This is a genomic window from Kitasatospora sp. NPDC057223 (assembly GCF_042669755.1).
Lineage (GTDB): Bacteria > Actinomycetota > Actinomycetes > Streptomycetales > Streptomycetaceae > Kitasatospora.
Genome location: NZ_JBHUWW010000019.1, coordinates 26,792 through 47,979 on the forward strand (window position 1 = coordinate 26,792; position 21,188 = coordinate 47,979).

At 70.3% G+C, this 21,188-nt stretch carries 19 protein-coding genes; 18 read left to right on the top strand and 1 reads right to left on the bottom strand.

What is annotated here, in order from left to right; translation table 11 throughout:
• Window positions 1-68 precede the first annotated feature (68 nt).
• The 15 genes from ACFUK0_RS10405 to ACFUK0_RS10475 all read left to right on the top strand — a co-directional run bounded on the left by ACFUK0_RS10405 (window position 69) and on the right by ACFUK0_RS10475 (window position 18,172).
• A complete protein-coding gene (locus ACFUK0_RS10405) occupies window positions 69-2,006 on the top strand; it encodes an ATP-binding cassette domain-containing protein (protein WP_380248263.1) in 1,938 nt (645 codons plus the stop codon).
• 444 nt (window positions 2,007-2,450) lie between these two features.
• Window positions 2,451-3,089 carry an NPCBM/NEW2 domain-containing protein gene (locus tag ACFUK0_RS10410; RefSeq protein WP_380248265.1) on the top strand — a complete coding sequence of 213 codons (639 nt, stop codon included), beginning with the start codon at window positions 2,451-2,453 and terminating at the stop codon, window positions 3,087-3,089.
• Between the two features lie 942 nt (window positions 3,090-4,031).
• A complete protein-coding gene (locus ACFUK0_RS10415) occupies window positions 4,032-4,478 on the top strand; it encodes a DUF6093 family protein (RefSeq protein WP_380248267.1) in 447 nt (148 codons plus the stop codon).
• The gene (locus ACFUK0_RS10420) at window positions 4,475-4,909 is read left to right on the top strand and encodes a DUF6093 family protein (RefSeq protein ID WP_380248269.1); all 435 of its coding nucleotides are present in this window, start codon (window positions 4,475-4,477) and stop codon (window positions 4,907-4,909) included. The genes ACFUK0_RS10415 and ACFUK0_RS10420 overlap by 4 nt, the downstream gene beginning before the upstream one ends.
• Before the next feature lie 961 nt (window positions 4,910-5,870).
• Window positions 5,871-6,281, top strand: coding sequence for a hypothetical protein (locus tag ACFUK0_RS10425; protein WP_380248271.1), 411 nt, complete (start codon window positions 5,871-5,873; stop codon window positions 6,279-6,281).
• An 8-nt stretch (window positions 6,282-6,289) separates the two neighbouring features.
• Entirely contained in the window at window positions 6,290-6,682 is a 393-nt protein-coding gene (locus ACFUK0_RS10430; RefSeq protein WP_380248273.1) for an HK97 gp10 family phage protein, read from the top strand.
• A complete protein-coding gene (locus ACFUK0_RS10435; protein WP_380248275.1) occupies window positions 6,679-6,951 on the top strand; it encodes a hypothetical protein in 273 nt (90 codons plus the stop codon). The genes ACFUK0_RS10430 and ACFUK0_RS10435 overlap by 4 nt, the downstream gene beginning before the upstream one ends.
• Window positions 6,951-7,388 (top strand): hypothetical protein, encoded by a 438-nt coding sequence (locus ACFUK0_RS10440; RefSeq protein ID WP_380248276.1) that lies wholly within the window; start codon window positions 6,951-6,953, stop codon window positions 7,386-7,388. The genes ACFUK0_RS10435 and ACFUK0_RS10440 overlap by 1 nt, the downstream gene beginning before the upstream one ends.
• A 181-nt stretch (window positions 7,389-7,569) precedes the next feature.
• On the top strand, window positions 7,570-8,067 hold the full coding sequence (locus ACFUK0_RS10445) for a hypothetical protein (RefSeq protein ID WP_380248278.1): 498 nt from the start codon (window positions 7,570-7,572) through the stop codon (window positions 8,065-8,067).
• A gap of 10 nt (window positions 8,068-8,077) precedes the next feature.
• A complete protein-coding gene (locus ACFUK0_RS10450) occupies window positions 8,078-8,686 on the top strand; it encodes a hypothetical protein (RefSeq protein WP_380248280.1) in 609 nt (202 codons plus the stop codon).
• Window positions 8,687-9,026: 340 nt separating this feature from the next.
• Window positions 9,027-13,193: a phage tail tape measure protein gene (locus tag ACFUK0_RS10455; RefSeq protein WP_380248282.1), complete on the top strand. Its 4,167-nt coding sequence runs from the start codon at window positions 9,027-9,029 to the stop codon at window positions 13,191-13,193.
• Entirely contained in the window at window positions 13,193-14,104 is a 912-nt protein-coding gene (locus ACFUK0_RS10460) for a hypothetical protein (RefSeq protein WP_380248284.1), read from the top strand. The genes ACFUK0_RS10455 and ACFUK0_RS10460 overlap by 1 nt, the downstream gene beginning before the upstream one ends.
• 23 nt (window positions 14,105-14,127) lie before the next feature.
• A complete protein-coding gene (locus ACFUK0_RS10465) occupies window positions 14,128-15,057 on the top strand; it encodes a hypothetical protein (protein ID WP_380248286.1) in 930 nt (309 codons plus the stop codon).
• Window positions 15,057-16,151 carry a hypothetical protein gene (locus tag ACFUK0_RS10470; protein ID WP_380248288.1) on the top strand — a complete coding sequence of 365 codons (1,095 nt, stop codon included), beginning with the start codon at window positions 15,057-15,059 and terminating at the stop codon, window positions 16,149-16,151. Before ACFUK0_RS10465 ends, ACFUK0_RS10470 begins: the two co-directional genes overlap by 1 nt.
• A 2-nt stretch (window positions 16,152-16,153) precedes the next feature.
• Window positions 16,154-18,172: a hypothetical protein gene (locus ACFUK0_RS10475; RefSeq protein ID WP_380248290.1), complete on the top strand. Its 2,019-nt coding sequence runs from the start codon at window positions 16,154-16,156 to the stop codon at window positions 18,170-18,172.
• Window positions 18,173-18,626: 454 nt separating this feature from the next.
• Here ACFUK0_RS10475 and ACFUK0_RS10480 read toward each other — a convergent pair whose 3' ends face one another.
• Complete coding sequence (locus ACFUK0_RS10480) at window positions 18,627-19,307, bottom strand: hypothetical protein (protein ID WP_380248292.1); 681 nt, start codon at window positions 19,305-19,307, stop codon at window positions 18,627-18,629.
• Between the two features lie 157 nt (window positions 19,308-19,464).
• On the opposite strand from ACFUK0_RS10480, the gene ACFUK0_RS10485 reads away from it, so the two are divergent.
• From ACFUK0_RS10485 to ACFUK0_RS10495, 3 genes are all read left to right on the top strand, one after another.
• Window positions 19,465-19,824, top strand: coding sequence for a hypothetical protein (locus ACFUK0_RS10485; protein WP_380248294.1), 360 nt, complete (start codon window positions 19,465-19,467; stop codon window positions 19,822-19,824).
• A gap of 86 nt (window positions 19,825-19,910) precedes the next feature.
• On the top strand, window positions 19,911-20,771 hold the full coding sequence (locus ACFUK0_RS10490; protein WP_380248296.1) for a peptidoglycan-binding protein: 861 nt from the start codon (window positions 19,911-19,913) through the stop codon (window positions 20,769-20,771).
• 47 nt (window positions 20,772-20,818) lie between these two features.
• Window positions 20,819-21,073 carry a hypothetical protein gene (locus ACFUK0_RS10495; protein ID WP_380248298.1) on the top strand — a complete coding sequence of 85 codons (255 nt, stop codon included), beginning with the start codon at window positions 20,819-20,821 and terminating at the stop codon, window positions 21,071-21,073.
• The last annotated feature ends 115 nt before the right edge of the window (window positions 21,074-21,188 follow it).

Sequence of the window (21,188 nt, forward strand, 5' to 3'; positions counted from 1 at the left end):
CCGCGCTGCGGCGTCGGCCGGGCTGTCCACGTGCATCACCACGATGTCCGACTAGCCAGGGAGCACCGATGGTTGAGCAGCAACAACAGGAGCGAAAGTCCTCCGACGAACAGCAGGCCGACGGCGCGGAGGAGGCCCGCTGGTCGTACCGCACCGACCGGGTCGTGGAGGCCACCGCCAACCTCTCCGCATGGACGATGATGCGGCGCCTCCCGCAGCTGGTGCGCCGCACCTTCAAGCTGACGTGGCGGGTGGACCGGCGGGCCACCGGCGCCCTACTCGCTGGGCAGCTGATCTCCGGCGTGCTGGCGGCCCTGGCCCTGGGAGCGACCACCGGCGCCATCAGCGCCGTCATCTCCCCGGCAGGCGGCCCGGTCGCCGACCAGCTCCGCGACGGGGCGTGGCCGGTGACGGTCCTGGCGCTCGCCGCGGCGGGCCGGGCGCTGCTCGCCACCGTCAGCGTCGCGATCTCCGAGCGGCTCTCGCCCCGCATCGCCCGCGAAGCGGAGCTGGAACTGCTTGCCGTGTCCGTGGCCGCCGAGCTGGAGGCATACGACCAGGTCGGCTACGCCGAGCGGTGGGACGCCGCCGACCGCGGCGCCGACTCCTCGCAAGAACTTCTCGGTGTGGCGCAGGAGATCATCGCCTCCGTTGTCACCCTCATCGCGGCCGCCGGCGTCCTCGCAGCCCTGCACCCCGCCCTCGTGCCGTTCCTGATCCTGGCGTCCATTCCGCAGGGGGTGGTCGCGGCCCGCTCCGCCCGCATCCGCTACCTGATGGCGGTCGAGAGCATGGACGACCGCCGCCTGCTCGGCATGCTGCGCTACTGCCTCTGCCACGACGACAACGCCGACCAGATCCGCTCCGACACCATGGCGGACTTCCTCACCGCCAAGTACCGCAGGGCCGGTGCACGCCTGGACGCCGCCACCGACCGCGCCGCCCACCGCGCCGCCCGCATCTCCTTCCTCGGCTCCCTCGCCACCGGAGCTGCCTCCGTCCTGGTCTGGGGCACACTCATCACCCTCCTCGCCACCGGCCACGTCGGCGTCGCCGCCGCCGGCACCGCCGTCTTCGCGCTGCGCACCGCAGGGTCCGGACTGCAAGGGATCGTCGGCGGAGGCACCCGCCTCTACCGGCTCGGCCTCTACCTGCGGGACTTCGACGACTTCGTGGCCGAGGCAGGCGGCCACGCCATGCGCCGGGGCACAGCCAAGCCCGACGCCCCGCGCCGGGTCGAGGCCCGCAAGATCGCCTACACCTACCCGGGGGCCGACCGCCCGACTCTGGATGGGCTGGACCTGACGATCCGGCAAGGCGAGATCGTCGCCCTGATCGGCGAGAACGGCTCAGGTAAGAGCACCCTGCTGCGCCTGCTGTCCGGTCTGACGCTCCCGACCGCCGGAGTGGTCTGCTGGGACGACGTACCGACCCAGGAGATGGACCCCCACGCACTGTGGGAGCGGGTCGCCCTCGTGCCTCAGCAGTTCTCCCGCTGGCCCCTCACCCTCGGCGAGAACATCCACCTCGGACACGACGATGGCGGCCAGGACCTCGTGCAGCGCGCCGCCGCGCTGGCCGGCGCCGACGAAGTCGCCACCACCCTGCGCTCCGGCTTCAACACCCTGCTCGCCCGTGCGTTCTGGGGAGGGGAGTGGCTGTCCGGCGGACAGTTCCAGCGCATCGCCGTCGCCCGCGCCTTCTACCGCTCCCTCCGGGCCCCGGGCCTGCTCGTCCTGGACGAACCCACGAGTGACCTCGACCCGCGTGCCGAGCACCGCATCTTCCACAACCTGCGCACCCTCGCGGCCGGGCGCGCCACCATCCTCGTCACCCACAACCTCGACAACGCGGTCCTCGCGGACCGCATCGTCGTGATGCGCGGCGGAAGGATCGCCGAAGAGGGCACCTTCGCCGAACTTGCCGCCGGCAGCGGCCTGTTCAGGGAACTCCTCGACCTCAAACGCGACCGCGAGCGCAAGGTGCCAGGGCAGCGCACCCAGTAGCCCCACGTGCCGAGACGCCGTCGGCCCCCACGGGGCCGTGGCAGGCAGTCAGGACGACGCCCCGCACTACAAGATCGTGTTACGAGCTCTAAGAAACGCCTAGTGGACGTTGGCGCGGATCTCCCACCGGATTGCAGGCGGCGGAACCAGTGCAGAAGCGCGAAGTCCGCCTCAACGAACGAGCGGTTGGCATCGCACCTGAACGACCTGGTCATAGGACGGCTGACTGACAGGCACTGGAGCGGCTAGGTACGAGGGTGGCATTTGTGGTCATGACGAACTCCATGGTGCCCGGCTATCGTTCTTAATACTGCCGCCAGGTGGGGGAGTTGAGGAATGAGTCAAGGGAGCGGGGGGACTGTGTCGGACGGGGGAGTCGAGGGCGGGGAGCAGCCGCGACGAACGGAAGCGGGGTCTGGCCATCCGCCGAGGTGGGCGTGGTGGGTGATCGGCATCGTTGTTCCGCTGTTGGGGACGGCTGGCACCGTATGGGTGACCTCGGAGAAGCCGGCGAGGCAGCCGTCCGTGCAATCGCCGATTGTTGCCTCGGTCTTTTCGACGAGTCCGTCATCGGCCTCTGCAGAGCCAGCTGCTTCTGCGTCGCGGACGTCCACGGCCTCGCCGTCCGCGACGCTGGTGACTTCGGGGGAGTCGAGTCCCTCCGTGCCCGCGGTGAGCGGAGCCGGCCCGGAGAAAGTCCTTCTCAACACCCTCAGCGCGATCGGAGGTTCGTCATTCCGTGCCTCCTACACCACTATGAGGGGCAAGGAGTACGCCGATTCGCTGGTGTCCACGCGGGAGTGTCCGCCTCGGGGGTCGGTTGACTACAACCTCGGCACCGTCTGGAGCGAGTTCACTTTCACGGCGGGAATGGACGACAACTCATCGGACACTTCCGGCTCGCTGACGATCACTGTGGACGGCGAGACGCTCTGGACCGGATCGGTTGAAGTGGGGAAGCCGAGGGATCTGAAGTTCACAGTCAAGGACAAGTTGCGTCTCACGATCTCGTACACCTACGAAGGGAGTTGCCAGGGCACCAAGTCATGGGTGTCTCTCGGGAACCCCACGCTCACGAAGTAGGTGCCGCTCCGACGTCACTGAGCCGAAGAACAAGTACGAACTGTGGTCGTGGGAGAGCACCAAGATGACAGGCTCGACCGTCATCAGGGTGCTCGTCGGCTGGTGACTGCACGCCAGTGGGGAGGGTGCTCAGGGCTCCGACTACTGTCCCCGTAGAAAACTGTCCGAAATGGCTGTTTTCAGGTCGCCTTCCTGCCGGCTCCGCCGCGCCGCTGTGAGACGCCGGAGCTTCAGTTGGTGCTGCGCTCATCCGCTCGACCCTGGAGCATCAAGCCGGAGCCGAGCGGGAGCTGAGGAAGTGATTATGAGCGGCGTGGTGGACTGGTGCCGATTTTGACGGTGGCGTCTCCGGTCGGCAGAAAGGTCGCCCCGGTGACGTCCCCCTCGGCAATGCTGCCCTCGCTGACGATAGGGGGCAGTACTGCTCGACCTGGAGAGGATGGCGATCTGCCATCCAGGGTTCGATCAGGCGATCCCGGCGTGGGCCTGCGATACGTTCGGCCTGAACCGCGCGGACTACGAGGAATTCGCCGCGGGATACGGCTACGGCATCACCACCGTTGACGGTGGGCAGTTCCAGGTGATGGTGCCGATCATCGGCGTCAGCTCGTTCCTTTCCTGCGCGGAGTTGTCCGAGACCAGGCCTGACGTGCGAGCACAGGCCGACTTCCGGTTGGAGACGCAGGCCGCTCCCGTGGGGCTGGGTGCCCAGCACCGCATCACAGCATGTGCGGGTCGTCGCTCCGGGGCTCGCGGCCGGTGGCGGAGGCGGTTCGGAGGGGACGGCTGGGGGTGCCGTTACTGTCCCCATAGGTAACTGTCCCAAAGTGGGGTTTCGGACAGTTATCCACAGGCTGTGGATTGAGGGGCTGGTGCGCGTGCCCGGCGCTGCTGCACGGCTGCGGTCCGGCCGGTGTCGGTCGCGGTTCTTAGGCTCGGATCATGACCTCCCCACTCCCTTCCCCCGGCACCCCCACGTCCGAATCCGGCGTCATTGCCATCATTGAGCGGGCGCTACTGTCCGACGAGACGGTGCGGATCAGTGCGCCCGGCCCGCAGGTGTTTGATCCCGAAACCGGCCAGTATGTTCCCGGGCCGCCCACGGTGCAGTACGAAGGCCCGGGCGCGCACCGGGCTGCCGGCGGTCCTGGCCTGGTGCTGCGCCTGGAAGGGCAGCCGTACAAGGATGACGGTGACGGCCGGTACCTCGCGTTCACGCCGCTGTCGGCGCCGGTTGCCCCGGAGGGCGCGGAGGTGACGATCGTGGCCAGCCGCGACAGTGCGGCCGTCGGCCGGGTCTTCACGGTCCTCGATCCGGGGGAGAGCGGTACTCACTCGGTGCTCCGCACGACGTGGATGCGGATCAGCAAGACGGGAGGCGCGGCGTGACCACCATCCCCGAGCAGCCTGCGGACCTTGAAGCCGTCCGGCAGGTTCTGGAGGCGAACGTGATGGTCGACCAGGTGCGGCTCGCCCGTCCGACCGGCACGCCCGTACTTGACCCTGACACTGGCCTGGTCGGCCCGACACCCACCAGTACCGTGTGGGAGGGGAGCGGCGCGGTGTTGTCCGCGCATGGCCTCGCCGCTGTGGAACATCTCGTCGGGGGCCGCTGGCTGGAGGACACCGCGTCCTGGTACGGGCTCGTCACCCCGCTCTCCGCGCCGCTCCCGCAGCGCGGCGACCTCGTGACCATCGCCGCCGCGAAGTCCCCGACCGCCGGCACCGTCGGCAGGACCTGGCAGGCCCTCGACCCGGGCGAGGCCAGCACAGTGGCCGTCGCCCGGATCACCCGACTCGACGAAGTGGTAACCCCGTAGGGGTGCTGCTGGTGAACCGGGGCCTTCCGAACGCCGGAGCCCGTCGCCGCAATTCAGGGGATTTTCTGCGTGCGCTGGGAAGTCGATGCAAAAAGACGAATGCGTATCGCTGCTGGTTGGGGTCTTGTCGCTTTAGTATCAATAGGATTCTTGTCGATCTCACTATCCTCTCTTTTGGTCTAACCGCCGTCGGGTCGCTAGGCCAAAAGAGAGCTGGATTAGGCGCTATTGTTAGTGCCAAAGGGGAGAAAACGACAAGGGAAAGTGGTAGCCTTCTATCTGTCCCGCAAGGGGCAAGGTCCGCGCACATGAGAGGGGCACTCGGCCGCTGGCGATGAGCCTACGGCGGCCGGGTGCCCGACGGGTGTGGATCGGAGCCCGGGCGCTGTAACGCCCGGGCTCTCTCGGTGGCTGGCAGCTAGTTGCTGAGCGCGCGGATACAGGCCTGCGCAACCTCAACGACCTGCCCGAGGCAGACGATGGTCGTCAGAGCCTCGGCCGTTCGCTTAAGCCATGTCCACACCGGCGGACTCTCATTCGAATCGTCGCCGGTGTCCAAACCCTTCACCTCCTCCCTGTGCAGAGAAGGTTGCGGCCCGAGGTGATCAAGCTGCGCGCTGAGGCTATCAGAAATAATGGCACTGGCGGGTGTTCGCGAGCGCCTGGCCCCAGCTTTCTGAAGCTTGTTGTGGGGATCGACTTCACCAAATCGCAGTTCAATACATAGAGTGTTTCTGGGTCAATAGGTGGGGGGATGAAGGGGCCCCCACAACTACCCGACAGCTCTGGACCCTCTGCACTCCTCGTGGGGATCGCCTTCACCTGATCGCACCTGACTGCATAGGGCGGTGTTCGGACCGCCCTGGGGAGCGTGGAACGGCCGCCCCGCATCCGGACGGTCCCTTCGCGTCACCCTGCCTTTCGGCGCGAAGTGTCCGTCACGGCTCCTACGCTCGGGATCATGACCCCCACCCCCATACCTCCCGAGCTTCAGCGCGTCCGCATCCAGGCGAGCGGCCCGACCGCCGTCCTGGAGCTCAATGGCCGCGACGTCTCCGACCAGGTCCGCGAGTACCAGCTGCGGCATGCCGCCGGACAGCCCCCCGAGGTGCTGCTGCTGCTCAAGCCCACCGCTGGCGCCGACTGGGACGGTGCGGCGCGCGTCCTGGTCGGCGAGGATCCGGACCCGGGCCCGGCCGCCGCGCAGTTCCTGGCCGCGCTCGACGGTGGCGAGGTCGAACGGGCTGTCCTGGCCCGGCACGACCTCCTCGACGGCGGCCCGCACGAGTTCACCCGGGCTCTGCTCACCCAGCTCGCCGAGTGGGCGTTGGGCAAGCGGCAGCCCGCCGACTCGGTCGAGGTGACGGGCTGATGCCGTCGGTGAGCAGCAACGCCGCCGTGCTCGCCGCCCGCCTCGAAGCGCAGGCTGAGGCGCTGCTCCCCGCCGCCACCGCAGTGGTGACCCACCACGCGATGCTGCTGGAGACCGCGATCAAGGCCGCCGCGTCCGGCCGGCCCGGCCCGAACGCCCCGACGGGCGACTACCGCAGGTCGTGGACCACAGAGGTGCGGGTCACCGGTAGCGGGGTCGAAGCGACCGTCGGCACCAACAAGCCGCAAGCCGCGCGGCTGGAGTACGGCTTCACCGGGGCGGACTCCCTCGGCCGGATCTACCACCAGCCGCCGCTGCCGCACGTCGGCCCGTCCGTGGACCGGCTCGCACCGGGCTTCACCGCGGCGCTCGGCCAACTCGCGGAGAGGATCGTGCGGTGAGCCAGCTGGCCGACGACGTGCACCAAGCGGTCGCCGATGTGCTGCGCGCCCACGGCGCCGGGCTGCTGTCCAGGGCAGTGCTGGTGTTGGAGGTCGTGGACGTGGAGAGCGGAGAGCTTGGCCTGTACGTGGAGGCGTCGCCGACGGACATGCCGATGTGGGACCGGGCCGGGCTGCTCCGCTATGCCGACCTGGACCTGGCGGGTCAGATCACCGCGTGCCGGATCGACGATGCCGCCCGGAACACCGAAGACGAGGAGGACGAGTAGTGACGGTTCAGGGAAGGGTCGTGTCGCTGGCGGTGCAGGCCGCGCTCAGCGGGGCGACGGGACGAAGCTGCGGCTACGGGGCCGCGCCGGCTGTGGCTGACAAGCCGACGGGCAACACGGTGCCCTACACCGTGCTGTACCCGCTCGGTGGCACCAGCAGCGGGCCGCCGTTCGGCGACAGCCAGGCGGATGGCCGGATGGTGTACCAGATCAGCTCCATCGGGACGACCGCCGAGCAGGCCGAGTGGATGGCCGACAAGGTGCGGATCGCGGTGTTCGCGAAGACCACGAGGGGCGACTTCGCGACGGCGATCGTCGCTGCCGGGCACACCGTGATCGGCCGGGAGATCGACAAGGAGGACGGACCCACTGTCTCGAACGGCGTATACAGTTACATCTCGCGGGTCGTGCTGCACGTGACGACACCTGACAGCTGACCGCACCGCCGACCCTTCGGGGTTGCGCAGACTCACCGTGGAGACCCAGCACGGACGCCCGGCCGCCGGCACGGGCTGACTCCCCGACCACCCCCTCTCGTGGGTGGCCGTCAGGGGAGGTCGGGTCTCCGGCGGCTTCCCCGCTCCCGGGTACCTGGTGCTCCCCGGAAATGAGAGTCGCGTGGCTTCCACGCAGCAGCGGTTCATGCGCCGCGGCATCACGAAGATCCTCTTCCTCAAGACGATCGCCGCCGCCACCAACATCCCGACGCGGGTCGAGCTGACCGCCCCGGGGGCGACGGATCTGTCGAAGCCGGTCTCGGACATCGAGGGATGGAGCCTCGAAAACTCCCCGATCGAGACGCCGGACCTGGGCAGCCAGTTCGCCACGAGCATCCCGGGTGAGGACAAGGCCGCGTCCTCCAGCCTGACGTTCTACGAGGACCTGGCGGCCGACACCGTCGAGACCCTGCTGTCGAAGGGCACGGCCGGCTACATCTGCATTCTCCGCAAGGGCGACATCCCGCAGTCCAAGTCCCTCGACATCTTCCCGGTTCGTGTCGGCAGCCGCGCTCCGTCGTATTCGACCGGCACCGAACCCGCGAAGTTCAAGGTCAGCTTCTCCATCAGCGACCTGCCGACCCTGGACGCGCCGGTTCCGGCCGCCGCAGCAGGCTGAGGGGCGGGCGATGACTACCAGCATCATCGAGCCGCCGGCGGCAGCGGTCGCGGTAGACGCGCACTGGCGAGCCAAGATGGCACGGCTCAAGAGCCGTCGACTGCCGGAGCGGACCGTGCAGATCTGCGACGACGACACGGCGAAGCTCGCCGTCACCGACGCGCAGCTGAAGCTCGCCAAGGCCCTCGCCGAGGCCCGAACCGCCGCCGACGCCAAAGGTGTTGAGAGCGGCCAGACCGGCGCATACGTGGAGGCCCACCCGCAGGTCGTCATCGCCCGCTCGTTCCTCGCCACCGCCGAGCAGAACCTTGCGGACGCCACGGTCCGGCTGACGTTCCGGGCACTGCCCCGGCCCGCTTGGGAGGCGCTGCTGCGCGAGCACACCCCGACCGAGGAGCAGGCCGACAAGGGCATGGACTACGACGTCGAGTCCTTCCCGGCCGCGCTGATCGCCGCCAGCCACGTCGAGCGGGACGAGAGCGGCGCCGAGGTCGAGGGCATGACAGCCGCCGACGCGCAGACCCTGCTGGACGAGTGGTCCGACGCGGACGCCAAGGTGCTGTTCACCGGCGCGATGCTCGTCAACCAGCACACCAGGGCCGACCTGGGAAAAGGCTGAGGTCCGAGCCGGCCTTCCGGGCGGAGATGGAGCTGTGCGAGACGTACCGCATCCCGCACTCGCAGCTGATGGGAGCTGCGGCCGGCCGGTGGACGGCGCTGGACCGTGAGAAGGCCGTGGCGTGGGCCTCGTACCAGCGGGATGTGTGCCCGGGGTGCGGCACCCGCCCGCAGGAATGGGACCCGGACAGGGGCGGTGACCGGCACGCGTACGTCACACAGACGCACCGTTGTTCGGGCTGCGAGCTGATCGAGATGGAGCAGGAACAGGTCCCGGACGGGGCCGAAGGGCGCGGGGTGCGGATCGGGCTGCAGGCGCAGCCCAGATAAGGAGTAGCCCGGTGGCGGGCGCCTACACCCTGTACGTCCAGCTCCAGGCGGGGCTGGCCGGTCTGACGACTGGACTTCGCGGCGGCGCGCAGCAACTACGCGCCTTCGACGGCCAGTTGTCGTCAACTCGTGCGGAGCTGGAGCGGGTGGAGGCGGCCGCGGTGCGGCTCGGCCGCGCCCAGCTGGCAGCGGCCGAGCAGGTCACCGCCTCCCAGCAGGCGGTTCGCGCGGCGGTGGAGCGGTCCGCCGCCGCGCAGCAGGCCCAGGCCGCTACGGCGGAGCGGGCGGGCCGGGCGCAGGTCGTCGCCGCGCAGTCCGCCGCCCGGGCGCAGGCCGAGCAGACGGCCGCGATCGAGGCGACGACCCGCGCGGCGCGGGCGCAGGAAGTCGCGCAGACGATGGCCGCCCGGGCGCAGGCCACCACCGGCGCCGGGGCGGTCGCCGCGCAGCGCACCGCTGCCGCTGCGGCGGAGTCCGCCACTCGGGCCGGTGAGGCCCAGGTCGTGCAGGCCGCGCGTGCCGCCGCCGCGCAGGAAGCCGCAGGGCGGGCCGCCGCTCTGGCGGAACGCACCAGTGCCGGGGCCGCGCAGGCAGCGGCGACAGCGAGTGCGGCCCGCGCCTCGCTGGCGACCACGGAGGAGCAGGCCGCCCGTCGTGCCGGCGCAGCGGCGATCGAACTCGGCCGGGCCCAGACCGAGGCCGCCGCCGCCGCGCAGGCCGCGACCGCCGCACGCGTGTCCGGTCTGGTCAAGGGCGGTGTGCTCCTGGGTGCGATCCTCGCTGCCGGTCTCGCCGGGGCGATCTCCCTTGAGCGGGAGATGGCCAACGTCCTGACGATCTCCCAGGAGATCAACGGGAAGAACGTCGCCGCGTTCACCAACGAGATCGTCCGACTGTCGACCGAACTGCCTCAGACGGCAGGCCAGTTGGCGCAGGGTCTGTATCAGGTCGTGTCGACGGGGTTCGACGGCGCGCAGGCCATGGAGATTCTGGAGGTGTCCGCGAAGGGCGCTTCCGCCGGCCTGACGACCACCGAGACCGCCGCGACGGCGCTGCTCGGTGTCCTGAAGGCGTACGGCATGCCTGCCAGCAAGGCGGCCGACGTCATGGACATTATGTTCCAAACCGTCAATAAGGGTGTCATTTCGTTCGAGGAGCTGGCGCAGCAGCTCGGCGACGTTGTCCCGATGGCTGCTGCTGCGGGCGTCAAGTTCGAGGACTTGTCGGCCGCGCTTGCGGCGATCACCCTGTCCGGCATTCCCGCAGCCGAGTCCGCCACCAGTCTCAACATGCTCATGACCCGGTTGATGAAGCCGACGAAGGACCTCGCTGGACTCATCCACGACCTCGGATACGAGTCCGCGTCCAGCGCAGTCCAGCAGGACGGCCTGTTCGTCGTCATGGGCAAGATCAACGAGGCGACGCACGGCCAGGCGGAAGCAACGGTCAACCTGTTCAAGGACATCCGCGCAACCAGGGCCGCTCTGTCTCTGGCCGCTGCGGACGGCAAGAACTACGCCGACACCTACCAGGCCATCACCTCGGCGGTGGAGCGCGCCGACGCCACTCAGAAGGCGTACGCGATCCAGATGAACACGGTGGGCGGCCAGTTCGACCTGTTCAAGAACCGCGCCGCCGCCGCAGGCATGGACGTGGCGCGCATCCTGCTGCCCGTCCTCCAGGAACTCGCGAACGACGCGAGCGTGGTCGCCAACGCCTTCAACGACCTCCCGCCCGGCGTGAAGTCGAGCATCGGCGTGCTCGTCGCCCTCGGTGCGGTCGCCCTCGTCACCCGCGCCGGCATTGCCCAACTCTCCTCCCAGCTGATCGCGTTCCGTTCCGCCGTCGCGGAAGCACAGGCCGGCGGGGCCGTGCTGCCCGCGCTGCTGCGCGGCACCAGCCTCGCCGTGTCCGGCCTGACGGGCATCCTCGCCATCGGCGTGATCGGCTACGCCGCGTACTCCGCCAGCAAGCAGAAGGCGAAGGCCGTCACCGACGACCTCACCGCGGCGCTGCGCGCCGAGCGTGAGCAGCACGACGTCGGCGCGGGGATGCGGGCCCTCGCCGAATCGCTGTCCAACAGCGACGACATGAAGAAGCTGAAGGCCGCCGGCCTGGAGATGACCGAGGTCATCGACGGCCTGATGGACGGCGGCGAAAAGCTCGCCAAGCTCAACGAGAAGCTGGACCTGGGCAAGGCCGCCTCGTGGGACCCGGACCTAATGGCCTACAACACGGACTTCGACAAGGCGAAGCAGATCCTGTCCCAGCGCCGCAAGACGTGGGACGACGCGATCAAGGCCGACGCGGAAAACGCCGCAACGATGGACATCGTCACCGCGAAGGTCAAGGGCTCGGTACAGGCCAACATCGCCGCGTGGACGCCGGACTTGACGCTGCCGACCGACAAGAACGGCAACCCGAAGTACTCGGACGAGATGAAAGCCCTGGGCAAGGCCATGGCGGACATCGTCCAGCCCGCCGAGGCGTGGAAGGCCGCACAGGACAACATCGCCGCGTCCAGCCGCGCCGGCGCCGCCCAGATCGACGTCTCCAAGCTGTCCATCAGCGGGTACATCGACAAGCTCACCGAACAGGGCAAGGCCGCCCGCCAGTTCCAGACCGACCTGGACGACCTCACCGCGCGCGGCTACGCCCCGCTGGCCGACCACTTCGCCAAGCTCGGCGACGCCTCCGCCAGCATGGCCCACGACCTCGTGGCCAACCTCAAGGCCGGGAAGAAGGGCGCCGCCGACCAGCTCACCGACCTCACGAAGGTGACCAAGGCCGGACTGGACGACTACATGGGCGAGCTGCGCCGCCAGTTGGACGCGCAGCGCAACTTCCAGCACAACCTGTCCGAGCTCGCGGTGTCGGGGCACACCGAGCTGGTCGACCACTTCGCGCAGCTCGGCGTCAGCTCCGCCGGGATGCTCGACGAACTCGTGAAGCGGATCAAGGCCGGGAACACCCAGGTCGCGGACGAGCTGACCACTGTCATCGAGGAGGGCACCAGCCGCTCCACCTACGCGTACCGGGTCGGCCTGGAACAGGTCCCGCTGATCGCCGCGAAATACGGGGCCGACACGGCCCGCGCGTGGGCGACCGCCGCCGAGACCGACGACGTTGGGTCGTTCGGCCGGATCATGCAGCAGATGGCGATCACCGACATGTCCACCGCGGTGACCGCTGCCAGCGACACCGCGCGCCGTGACCTCGGCAACGGCCTGGACCTGATCAACCAGCTGGCGACCGAGCGCGGCCTGGACGCCGCGAACGCCCTCGCGCAGGCCCTCCTCGCCGGCGACGTCGACAAGGCGATGACGCAGCTCAAGGCCCTGTGGGGCGCGTCCCCGCCCATGGACCCGCCGGACCTGAACAACATCGTCGAAGCGTTCAAGCAGGCCGGTCTCACGTCGAAGGACCAGTGGACGGCCATGCTGACGTTGATCGCCCAGGTCTCCCAGACCAAGGGCTCCGAAGCGGCAGCGGCCCTGACCAGGGCCCTCATGTCCGGCGACATGAAGGCCGTCGAGGCGCAGCTGAACGAGATCGGCGCGTCGGTGAAGAACATTCCCGGCCAGAAGACGATCACCGTGAACGTCAACGCCCCGAACCGGATCGACATCCCGGTGGTGCTGACCCCTCAGGGCGCCGCGAACTACAACGGCGGCGCGTGGGACTCCCCGTTTGCCGCCAAGAAAGCCAACGGCGGCATCGTCGAGTTCTACGCCAACGGGGGCCTCCGGGCGCCGCGCGGCCCGGAGAACCACATCGCCGAGATCGTCCCCGCCGGCACCTGGCGGGTCATGGCGGAGCCGGAGACGCTGGGCGAGTCCTACATCCCCCTCGCCCCGTCCAAGCGCGCCCGCTCCAAGACGATCCTGGAGGAGACGGCCCGCCGCTTCGGCGGCACCGTCCTGTACGGCAACACCGGCAAGCACTTCGCCGACGGCGGGATCGTCTCCGCCCGGCCAGCACCACCGACCAGGCCCGCCACGGTGAAGCTGGTGCCCGCCCGGACGGCCGCCACGACCGTGGTCGTCCGCGACAGCGGCCAGGCACCGCTGGTCGGCTCGATGTCGATCACCGTCACCGGCGCGAGCGTGACCGGCGAGCAGGTCGCCGACGCCGTGATGAGCCGCCTGCGGCGCATCCAGCGCGGAGGTCGGGTCTGATGGCCACCACCCTGACCTCCCTCGCGGACTGGCAGATCGACGTCGCCGGAATCCTGATCGGGCACGGCACCAACGTGCTGATCGAGGACATCGAAGGCATCGGCACCCCCGACAAGCGGACCGGCGACCGGCCGATCCCCGCAGAGGACGGCTCCTACCCCGGCCGCGACACCCTGTCCCCGCGCGCCCTGCGCATCGACGCCGGCATCCGCACACCCGGCAACCCGGGCGCCGCCTTCGACCAGCTCGCCCTGCTGGAGAACGCCGCCGACACGGACGTGCGGCTCACCCCCGGCGCCACCGATGCGCTGCGCATCCGCAGGCCCGGCCAGGCGACCCGCTGCCAGTACGGGCGGCTCATCGGTGTCGAGGCGACCACTCTCGCCCGAGCCGCGTTCGGGTGGATCCCCATTCGGATCAACTTCGCGGGGCTGGACCCTGTGTGGTACGCCGACACCCCCTCCGGCCTGACCCTGCCACTCGACGTGTCCGCCCAGCGCGCGCAGGGCTTCACCGCCCCGCTGCGCGCGCCGATCACCACCGGCACCGCCGACCCGAAGGCCCGGCCCGGCTGGGCCGTCAACGGCGGCAACCGGCCGGCGTGGCCGACGATCCGCATCACCGGACCGGTGATCAACCCCCGGGTGTGGATCACCGGCATGCCGGACGCCGTCCTGGAGTTCGCGGTCGCGCTCGGCGACGGCGAAACCCTCGACGTCGAGACCCGGCCCGGCGCCCGCACCGTGACCCGCAACGGACTGGGATCCGCCGCCACGACCCTCAGCCGCGCCTCCCGCTTCGACGCCTTCCGCATCCCACCGGGCCGCTCCGAAGTCCGCTGGACCGCCCAGGACGCCACCGGCAGCTCCCGCCTCGCCCTCACCTGGCGCGACGCGTACTCCTCCCTCTAACCCCACACGGAAGACTCACCACGATGACGCTGATCCAGCCGCCCCTGATGGTCACCGGCGGCACCCACCCGGCCCGCGCGCTGCGCATGATGATCCGAGACCTGTCGCGCGGCTCCCAGGGCATCACCGAAGGCGGTGACCTGCGGGTCCGTTCCACCGCCACCCCGGGCGCCGCAGTGCGCGTCGGCAACGGCTCCGCGATCGTGCGCGGCAGCGTGTTCGGGCAGGGCTCGTACACGCAGTACAACGCGGGCGACCACATCGTGCCAATCGCCCCGACCGGCGGCACCGGCCGAAGCGACCTCCTGTGCCTGCGAGTCGAGGACCCCGAGTACGAGGGCAACCGGAACCCGGCGACGGAGGACATCGGCTACTTCCACGTCCTGCCGGGCGTCTCCGCGAACGCGACGGCGCCGCCGCCCGGCATGACCGCGATCCCGCTGGCACGCATCACCCTCCCGCCGAACTGCGCCACCGTCACCGACGCGATGGTCACCGACCTACGGCAGCTGGCCAACCCGCGCCGCGAGCGTCGGGTGCGGGTCATCGGCGGATTCCCCTACTCGCCGATCGGCAGCCAGGTCGGCGTCTGGCAGAGCACCTGGCCGACCGGAGCGAACGTGTCGTTCGACGTGCCGATCTGGGCGACGTCGGCGAGCGTCGTCACGTCCCTGCACGGCCTGCGATTCAGCGGCGAGGTGTTCATCGGGTTCCGGCAGGTCATCGCCGGTGTCATCGGCAACGAAGCGCAGATGGACACCGACGGCATCACCACCTTCAGCCGCGGCGACATCACCATGATCGACACATTCGGGTGGAAGCCCGAGCAGCGCGGCACCGTGCAGACCCTCACCGTCCAGGCTGGCCGCTACAACACCTCGCCCGGCAACATCGACGTCAACGGCAACACCACGATGGTCACGGACGTGGACTTCGTCGAGGGCGTCTACTGATGGCCGCGCCGGTCTACCGGTACTTCACGACGCACGCCCTCACGGGGGAGGTCCTGGCCCGCGACCTGCCGCTGTCCGGTGTCAGCTTCGGCCCGGAACTCAACGGGCCCGGGTCGATGCGCGGCCTTCTCACCCCCAGGTTCGCGCACCTCGCGCCGAGCCAGGCCGACGCCGGCACCGTGCTGCTGTGGGCGGAGCGCGACCAGCAGCTCACCTGGGGCGGCCTGATCTGGCAGGCCAAGCCGGAAGGCCCCGAACTGCCCCTCGAAGCATCCGGGTTCGGCTCCTACACCGGCAAGCGCCGCGACCTGCACGGCAACCTCGGTGGCCGCGGCCCCTACCCCGGAACCGACCCGTGCCAGGTCATCGCCGACGCCTGGGCGTACCTCCAGGAGCAGCCCGACGGCGATCTCGGAGTGCGCGTGGACCTGCCGCCCGACGGCTGCCCCGCCCGCCTCGGCACCCCCGAGCAGCCCTACGCCACCAAGGAGTGGGAGTTCCCGCCGCTGTCCGGGGTGATCCGCGACGCCACCGCGCTGGACGGTGGCCCGGAGTGGACGGAGAGCGTTGCCTGGGAAGGGGAACGGCCCGGCCGGCGGATCACCGTCGGCTGGCCCCGCCTGGGGACCCGCCGCGAGGACCTGATGTTCGCGTCCGGCGTCAACATTACCGAAGACACGGCGATCGTCAGCAGCGCCGACGACTACGCCCAGGTCGTCCTTGCCCTCGGTGCAGGGGACGGCTCCGCGAAGGTCCGCGCCGTCGACGCCGTCCGCGACGGCCGCCTGCGCATGGAACACCTCCTCGACCGGCCGTCCATCACCGACACCAACACCCTCTCCCAGCTCGCCCGCGCCGAGCGGGCGCGACGCCAGCGCACCGCCCAGATCGAAGAGATCACCGTCACCGACCATCCCGCCGCGCCGATCGGCTCGTGGCAGATCGGGGACGACGTCCGGATCGCAGCCCACGGCGGCTGGGGCTCCTTCGACGGCTGGTGCCGCATCACGGCCTGGACGCTCCACCCGGCCGAAGGCGACCAGCCCGAGGCCGCCACCCTGCGCCTTGCCCCCGCCTACACGACAGGAGCCTGACCGTGCCCACCGCCCTGGACGACCTCGCCGCGCGGATAGCCGCTCTGGAGGCCGCTCTCCTCGAAGTGTCCCGCTCGTCACGCCTCTCCCACAGCAGCATCGACGATGGCGCGCTGACCGTCACCTCCGGCGGCCAGCTGCGCGCCGTCATCGGGCAGCAGCCCGACGGCACCACCGGCGTCAACGTCGTCAACGGGCCGACCCCGCCCGTCCCGGCCGTCCCGACGGCGACGCCGATCCTCGGTGGTGTCCGCGTCGGTTGGGACGGGACGTTCGCCGACGGCGCGCCCAGCCCACTCGACCTGGCCCGAGTCGAGGTGCACGCCGCGACCGCCGTCGCGTTCACCCCCAGCGCGGCGACGCTGGTCACCACCATCGACACTCCGCAGGGCGGTATCGCCACCGTCCCCACCGGTACGCCCGTGTGGGTCGTCCTCGTAGCCCGCACCACATCCGGGAAGGCTTCCGCGCCGTCCCGGACCGCGTTCGCCGGGCCCGCGCCGGTCGTCGCCCAGGAGGTCCTGGCCGGGATCGTCGGCGAACTCCAGCTCGCCGACGACGCGGTCACCGCGGCGAAGGTCGCCGCCGGCGCCATCGACGCCGACGCGCTCGCCGCAGCCGCCGTGACCGCCGTCAAGATCGGGGAGGCCGCGATCGTCGCGGGGAAGATCGCAGCGAACGCCGTGACGAACGTCGCCATCGCCGCGGACGCCGTCACCGCCCGCGAGATCGCCACCGGCGCCATCACCACGGCGGAACTCGCCGCCGGTTCCGTCAACACCGTCAACCTCGCCGCCGGGGCGATCACCGCAGCGCAGATCTCCGCCAACTCCATCACCACCGCCAAGATCGCCGCAGGGGCGATCACCGCCGCCCAGCTTGCCGCCGACTCCGTCGCGGCAGGCAAGATCGCCGCGAGCACGATCACCGGCCGTGAGATCAAGGCCCTCGCGATCACCGCCGACAAGATCGCCGTCAACAGCATCACCGCCGCGCAGCTCGCCGCCGGAGCCGTCACCGCCACCGCCCTGGCCGCCGACGCCATCGACGGCAAGACCATCACGGGCGTCACCATCACCGGCGGCACGATCACTGGTGGCACGATCCGCACCGGCCTCTCCGGGCGCCGCGTCCTGCTCGCCCCCGTCGACCCGACGGACGGCAGTGCCACCCCGTCGGCCCTGCTGTACTCCGGCGCGGCGGCCGAGAAGGCGCCGGCACGCCTGACCGGAGAGGTCCGCGAGCTGCCGGACGGCAGCTCGCCCACCACCCGCCTCACCGCGCCGCAGGTCGCGACGGACGGCTCACACACCCCGAGGCTCCTGCTCAGCTCCGGCGGCCCCACGACCGGCTACGCACCCAAGGGGACCTTCACCCTCGACGTCAGCGGGCCCGGCGGACTCGCCGGCCAGGCCATGGTGACCGGTGCCGCCGGAACTGGCACGGACTCCGCCACCGAGGCGTCCGTGCAGATGAGCGTCCGGCGGACCGACGGAAGCAACAAGACGGCGCTGACCCTCATCAGCCCCAGCCAGTGGATGGCCCAACTCGTCGATCAGATCGCCGCGATGTACCTCGACAAGAACGGCTTGGTCATCAAGGCCCTCCAGGGGGAGGTGCTGCTCCAGACGGGCACCGGCCTGCGACTTCAGGGCGGCGGAGTCGACGTCGGCGCAGGCATCGTCAAGAACAGCTCAACCTGGACGGCAGTGACGTTCCAGAACGGCTGCTCCCAGGTGTCCAGTTGGCAGGCGGTCACGTTCAAGAAGAGGCCGGACGGCATGGTGTCAGTGCGCGGCCTCCTTGCGGTGCCCGCAGGGATGGCAGGCGGGCTGGTTGCGACGATCAGTGACCCGACGCTGCGGCCGAAGGCCGGCGAGGTCTTCGCTGTGGCCACGGCCAGCGGCGGGGGCGCCACTCTCTTCGTGCAGCCGAACGGGAACCTGGAGGTCTGGCCCTCGGCGGCCGGCTTCGGCGGGTGGGTGTCGTTCGGGTCGACGCAGTGGTCATGCGTCGACTGAGAGACCTCGTAGGCAGGGCCGTCTGATAATCAGTCGCGCGGGGGTGAGCCGGGCCCGACACCGCATAGGTGCCGGGCCCGGCTGATCTGCTACGCCCGACGTCCGCCCGGGCGATGCCGGTTCACGGCGCGTCGGCGGCGCGGGCGCCCCGTGACCTGAGTCTCCAGTGCGGGCTGCGCCTGGCCTCGGCGCACGGCGGGATGCCGAGCTGCAACCCGGTGGAGGTGAGCCAGTCGGCGGGGGCGGGGACGTCGGTCCACCTTGGGCAGCGCCTGAGCAGCTCTTCGGTGAGGAAGGATCGCGTGGCCGACGATGTCACCACCGACGTGCCCGGCCAGGCTGATGACGATGTCGAGGAACAACGCGACGATGAAGTCCATCAAGGGAACGGCTCTCCAGAAGCAGTGCTAGATATGAGGGGGTTGGAGACCCGTGCGGGTGGCTTCGGATGCCGCTAGGCGGCGGGCCGGTAGCCGGTGGCCCCGCACTTGCGGGGTCCCGTATGGAGGCTTCGGGGGATGATGGGGATGGTTCGTCGCCGGATGCCGCACGCCATCGTCAGAGGCATGAGGTCCGGTCCGCCACGTGGCTCGGGGGGCGACTCCGCAGACTCGTCGGCGACAGCGACAAGGTGCTTGCGGAGGTATGCCGCGAGGGCGAGCCCGGACATGATCCGTTCGAGACGCCGATCGAACTCGCTCCGCCAGGGTCCGGAACTGACCTCAGGCGGATCGGTGGCGATCGCGGCCAGAAGCATGTGACGCATCTGGTCATCGAGACCGGACAGGGCATCGGTCAGCGGCTCACCGGCAGTTAGCGCATTGGCGATCATGTCGAGCAGCCGTGGGTGTAGGTGTGAGGCCCACCTTGCGAGTCGCACGACCGACTTGACGGACTCCAGTTGACGGATGTCCCGCATCTTGAGGGCCAGTTGAAGGCCCAAATCGATGTCGACGTGGAAGCTCGTGGTGGTAGGCCCGGTGACGGCCCACGCCGAAATCCCCGTGTCCGCATTTACGAGACAGGTGACGCGCCGTCGGCGGGGCAGGGCCAGGGGGATGGTGCCGAGCCCGGCCAGGCGGTAGCCCCGGGCGGTGATGCCCGGTAGCGGCCCTGGGTACTCGGTGGTCGTCACGACGCTGACCGTACGTCTCCATCACGGCCCGCCTGCGGCAGTCGACCAGGTCTTCACTCGATGGAGTGGAGGACGACAATTCTGGGAGCAGATTCCGGGGTTCATGGAGTAGCCCGTACGATAGTCCTGGCGCGGGGAACGTCTGTTCGGAGCCGTCGTGAGCGTCCCGCCGACCGCAGAGCCCACCTTGTGGGAACTCCAGCGGGCCCTGTCGCAGCTGCGCGAAGACCAACGCGACGGCATCGCCGGGTTGCGTGACGACCTTCGAGGGGACATCCAGGCGATTGCGGCCCGACTCGAACAGGTGGTCACCAAAGACGTGTATATGGCTGACCAGCGGTTGATGGCCCAACGCGTCGAGGTGGTCGAGCGGGACCTAGCGGCAGAACGCAAGGCCCGCGAGGACACCGAAGCCAAGGCCATCGCTGGACGTCGCTGGCTGGTCGGCGCGTTCGTCGCACCGCTGGCTGTCGCGGCCGCCCAGCTGTGGCTGATGGCCAAGGGTGCAGCTTCGTAAGACCTGGTCGGCCGCATGGAGTACCCCGGTCAACTGGCCGGACAGCAGTACGTCAACTGGGGCGCGGGGGAGAAACGCGAACCCACATGGCTACACCACTGAGCGCCGACGGCTTCCTCAACTCCCTTCGGGGCGAGGGCCTCTCTGTCACCGAAGTCGGTGACTGGCGCGCCCACAACCGCAACTCCAAGGGTGCGTGGGGGCCGGTGCACGGCATCGTGATCCACCACACCGCGACCTCCGGCACCGACGCCTCCGTGGCGATCTGCCGGGACGGCTACGCCGGGCTGCCCGGCCCGCTTTGCCACGGCGTCATCGACCGCGACGGCGTGGTGCACCTGGTCGGCTACGGCCGGACCAACCACGCCGGCGCCGGGGACCCCGACGTCCTCCAGGCGGTCATCGCGGAGGGGCCGCTGCCCGGCGACAACGAGGCGACCGTCGATGGCAACTCCCGGTTCTACGGCTTCGAGTGCATCAACACCGGTACCGGCCAGGACTGGCCGGCCGTGCAGGTCGACGCGATGGTGCGCGCGGCCGCCGCGGTCTGCCGGGCGCATGGCTGGAGCGAGCGGTCGGTGATCGGACACAAGGAGTGGCAGCCGGGCAAGATCGACCCGAACGGCATCGACATGGCGGACTTCCGGGCCCGGGTCGGGCAGGTGCTGCGCGGCGGCGCCCGGCCCCAGCCCGCCCCGCAGCCGTCGGTGCCGGCGTTCCCCGGCCGGGATGCGTTCGGCCCCGGGCGGGTGAACGACGCGATCCTCCAGCTCGGCCACCAGCTCGTCCGACGGGGCTTCGGCGGCGCCTACCGGGTCGGGCCGTCCCGCTCGTGGGGCGAGTCCGACCGGCTCAATGTGGCGGCGTTCCAGCGCGCCCAGGGGTGGAGCGGCGGCAATGCCGACGGCCTGCCCGGCCCGGAGACCTGGCGCCGACTGTGGAGCTGACCCCGACCCCGACCCCGACCTCCAACCCCACCTATCAGAGGAGCCCCGTGAACCTGTACGTGTCCCTGCTCCGCACCGGCGTGCCCGCGCTCGTCGGGTGGCTCGTCGCTCTCGCCGCCCGGTACGGTCTCGACCTCGACCCGGCCGCGCTGGCCGGCGTCGTCGTGCCAGTGGTGAGCTTCCTCTACTACGCGGCGCTGCGCACCGCCGAGGTCTACCTGTCGCCGCGCTGGGGGTGGTTGCTCGGTTACGCCCGGCCCCCGCAGTACCCGGGCGGGAAGGCCGCGCTGCCGTCGTCGTGACCGAGTCGCGGGGGGGGGGGGGGGGCCCCCGGGCGGCCGCCGGGCGCCCCCCCCGGACCCCCCCCCCCCCCCCCGGGGGGGGGGGGACCGGGTGGGAGCGCCCGGGGGGCCCGCC